General features: G+C 63.5%; 6 protein-coding genes. 1 reads left to right on the forward strand and 5 read right to left on the reverse strand.

What is annotated here, in order from left to right:
* The first annotated feature begins 222 nt into the window (after window positions 1–222).
* Window positions 223–642 (forward strand): DoxX family protein, encoded by a 420-nt coding sequence (locus EOA38_RS31070; protein WP_126094513.1) that lies wholly within the window; start codon window positions 223–225, stop codon window positions 640–642.
* A gap of 87 nt (window positions 643–729) precedes the next feature.
* Here the strand turns inward: EOA38_RS31070 and EOA38_RS31075 are convergent, their stop codons facing one another.
* The 5 genes from EOA38_RS31075 to EOA38_RS31095 form a co-directional block, all read right to left on the reverse strand.
* A complete protein-coding gene (locus EOA38_RS31075) occupies window positions 730–1,035 on the reverse strand; it encodes a hypothetical protein (protein ID WP_126084587.1) in 306 nt (101 codons plus the stop codon).
* Window positions 1,036–1,176: 141 nt separating this feature from the next.
* Window positions 1,177–1,590, reverse strand: a complete 414-nt coding sequence (locus tag EOA38_RS31080) for a hypothetical protein (protein WP_126094512.1) — start codon at window positions 1,588–1,590, stop codon at window positions 1,177–1,179.
* Between the two features lie 88 nt (window positions 1,591–1,678).
* Window positions 1,679–1,948, reverse strand: coding sequence for a hypothetical protein (locus EOA38_RS31085; RefSeq protein ID WP_126094511.1), 270 nt, complete (start codon window positions 1,946–1,948; stop codon window positions 1,679–1,681).
* A gap of 222 nt (window positions 1,949–2,170) precedes the next feature.
* Complete coding sequence (locus EOA38_RS31090) at window positions 2,171–2,614, reverse strand: hypothetical protein (RefSeq protein WP_126094510.1); 444 nt, start codon at window positions 2,612–2,614, stop codon at window positions 2,171–2,173.
* Between the two features lie 125 nt (window positions 2,615–2,739).
* Window positions 2,740–3,066 carry a hypothetical protein gene (locus EOA38_RS31095; RefSeq protein WP_126094509.1) on the reverse strand — a complete coding sequence of 109 codons (327 nt, stop codon included), beginning with the start codon at window positions 3,064–3,066 and terminating at the stop codon, window positions 2,740–2,742.
* Window positions 3,067–3,493 lie beyond the last annotated feature (427 nt).

Consider the following 3,493-nt stretch of genomic DNA (forward strand, 5'->3'; position numbering starts at 1 on the left):
GATGAGGGGTGTTGGACGGAGTGTGGCTTTGAAGACCTAAGCGCTTAAAATTGCTAGGCCTTTTTAGGTCGCCTTCTTCCGGCACCCCTCATCCGTCTCGGCGCTCGCGCCGATCCACCTTCTCCCACAAGGGGAGAAGGAGAAAAATTTCCACCCCTTGTCGGAACCATCGCCCTTCGTTCGTCCTTGGAGCATATCGACCGCTCCAACCGGAGGACAAACGTGGAAACGCAATCGACCTGGCAGACCGCCGCCATTCTCATCGCCCGCCTGATCTTCGCCGCCATGTTCGCGATGGGGGTGGCCTTCAAATTCATGGATATGGGGGCGACCGCCGGCTATATCGCCGCGGCCGGCTTCCCGTTCCCGCTGTTTCTGGCCTGGTGCGCCGCGATCCTCGAAACGCTGCTGGTGATCGCTTTTCTCACCGGCGCCTTCATGACGCCGCTGGCGCTGATCGGCGCGGTCTATGTCGTCTTCCTCGGCTTTGCCTTCCACGGCCCGTCGCACTGGGCCGGTAACCAGGCCGAGTTCGGCGCCTTCATGTCGCATTTCCCGTTCGCCGCCGGCCTGCTCTTCGCCGCAGCGCACGGCGCGGGCAGCGTGCTCGCGGTGCGCCAGGGCTGGCCGAGCAGGGCGTGAACTTCCCTTCTCCCCGTTTACGGGGAGAAGGTGCCGAAGGCGGATGAGGGGCAGCGCCGACTTGCCTCGAAACCGCTTCCCTTGACCTCACATCTGGTCGTTGTACGGCTCCTTCATCTGGCCGACCATGCGCGCCAGCTTCGAGAAGGACGGCATGTCCGCCTCGGGCTGGCACTGGTTGGCGAGTTCGAGCAGCCGGATCGGGAAGTTGACGGCGTCGCGGCTCGACGCCGACATGCCTTCGGACCGGTCTTCCCCGGTCTCCACCGCCTCGGCCTTGCGCAGCGCGATGTCGATCTCCTCGACCGTCAGCACCCCCTTGCGCACGAGAGTATGGTTGATTGCGGCGACGGCCATCAGCAGGCCCTCGAGTTGCAGATTGGCGACGTTCATGGCGCTTCCTCCCATTGACCTCGCCTCAAAAACGCGCGAGCGGCGTTTCCGATCCGGCGCGATGCTTGGTGCCGCTGCGTGTTCGGTCCCGATTAGCTAGGCGGGCCGTTTCGGCATGACAGCGAGGACCGGGCGGTCCCGCTATTCCCTGCCTTGCAGGATGCGCACGAAGCGGCTGTTGTCGGCCGTCTGGGAATGGATGCCCTGAATGTCGCGATAGCTAAGCCGGCCGCTCGCCCACGCATTGAAGAACCGATTGCAGAAGGCGTCCGGAACACGGGCGATACCGACCTTCATCAGCTTCGCCACGGTCTGCCTGTCCTCCAAACGGCGCGATCCGATTTGCTTGGTGCAGTCGGCGATGATTCCTCGCTTGAACGCAGGGCTGCCCTGCATCGCCGCTTGCGCGCTGTTCCATTGGCCTTCTTTGGCGCTGGTGCAGCCGGCCAGAAGTGAGGCGCCGATAAGCACCGCTCCAAAACGCATTTCGAAACGCATCTGTCCTCCTGAAATCAAATCGCGCCCGAACCGAGCAAAATTCCATGACGCGAACAAGGCGGTTCAGATGAGTTCCAAGTAAATAACCTGGTCCACTGCGACGATTTCTCATTGAAAGCAGCCGCGGGCCGGCCGCCGGCGAGGTCTAAGCCTCCATCAGGCGTTCGCCATATTCGGTCCAGAGCTGCTTGGCCTCACGGCTGCCAAGCGGCGGCGTCGAGCGGTCGCCGTAGGAGATGGCGACGGCGCTCAGATCATACTGGCCGTCGGCCTCGGCGATGAAGCGGATGGCTTCGCCGAGCGGCCTCGAGTGGAAGATCGGATCGGCCTGGCCCCGGCCCAGGCTGCGAACGCCCGAAATGCTTGCTGGCACATGCCGCATCCGAAAGACGGATGCCATGGCAGGTTTGTCCATGCCCGCTCTCCGCGATTCCAATGCGGGATGATTCCATAAGGTCCGGCTGATGACCAGTCATTACAAGCCAGACGGGGCAGGACTGCCCGAGGAAGTAAGCCCGGGCTCGCGGCGCTGCCTTCCTGTCTACGAGCAGCGACGAGACGGCAAGACCGTTTCGCGCTTGGCCTTTCCTGCCAAGGTTGATGAGGCAGCGACGAGGCGGCAAGGCCGCCTCGCGCTTTAGCGATGCCAGCGGTGGAACCAGTCGGGCTCCGGCTGCGAATTTCTGGCGATGGCGAGCCCGATCAGCACGCCGAACAGTCCGCCGATCGCGACCGCGGTGGAAATCGTGCCGGGATTCTGCTGCACCGTTTCGGAAACGCTATGCGCCTGGCTGCGCAATTGCCTGGCCGTGCGCGAGGCGCGGCCGGTGGCGCTGCTGTAGAGGTTCGAGGCGCGGTCGGCTGCGCTTTGATACCACCCGTGAGCCGTCTCCTCGGCCTGGTCGGAGAGCATCCGGTTGAGCCGGCTCACCTCGCGCTTCAGCTCCGCGATCTGCTTCTTCATCGCCGCCTCGGAAGCACCCGAGGACCGCGCGCTGCGCGACGCGCCTCTGTTGCGCGGGGTGCTCACCGTGCCCTTGCCGTTGCCGCTTGTCTGAGTGCTTGTGTCGTTGTCCGCCATTGTTTTCTCCCTTTTTTCATCCAACGGCCGGGGCGTCTCCTGGTTCCCAGCGAGCTGACCGCGACCGCCAAAGGCAAGGGCCGCGGAGCGAACTCCACGGCCCTCAGTGCAACGAAATTCAAAGGCTACTTGCCGCAGTGGTTGTCGTTGACGGTGGGCGCGGTGGTTCCGGACGACAGGTTGCTGGCATCCGGCTGAGCGCCCTGCGGACCAGGCGCGCAGTTGCGGTCGGCGTTCGAATTCATGCCGTCGTCATAGGCCGGGCCGCCATAAATGCTGCCGGTCGTGCCCGTGTCGATGTTGTTGTCGGGATTGGGAATAACCGTCTGGCCGCTGCCGATGCCGGTCGTATCGTTTGCGTTGCCCGAGCCCATATGGCCGGCACTCTGCGCCATCGCCGCCGTGGCAAGACCGATCGTGAGCGCCGAGGCCGCAAGGATGGTTCTAAACATGATTTCTCCTTTCTTGGCGAAGGTCGTCGCGTCGCGACTAGGGGCGCAACCATTCGGACCGCCCATGGTTCCAAACAAAAATGCCCGCCTGCGGCGACCTGTCCCGGTCAGGCCGTTTTTCGACGGCCGGGCGTTTGCGGTGGTGCGGCGCCATGGAGAGGCTCTCAAAGAAAATAGGAATATTTACCTAAAAGCCGTTGCCCGGTGAGGGCAGCAATGCTATGATTTTATCCATGGTGCTGATTTGCGCCAACGACCCGCCGCCCGGCGGGTCTTGTTTTGCAAGCGCACACAAAATTCCTGGAGCGCTGGCGGGACAGTACCCCCCTCTGGCCTGCCCGTCCTCCGCAGCAGCTGCGGAGGGTGGACCGGCCATCTCCCCCGCAAGGAGGGAGATCAGCAGCTCCCGCGCCGGCCCTTCTTACTG

Source organism: Mesorhizobium sp. M1E.F.Ca.ET.041.01.1.1 (assembly GCF_003997355.1).
GTDB lineage: Bacteria > Pseudomonadota > Alphaproteobacteria > Rhizobiales > Rhizobiaceae > Mesorhizobium.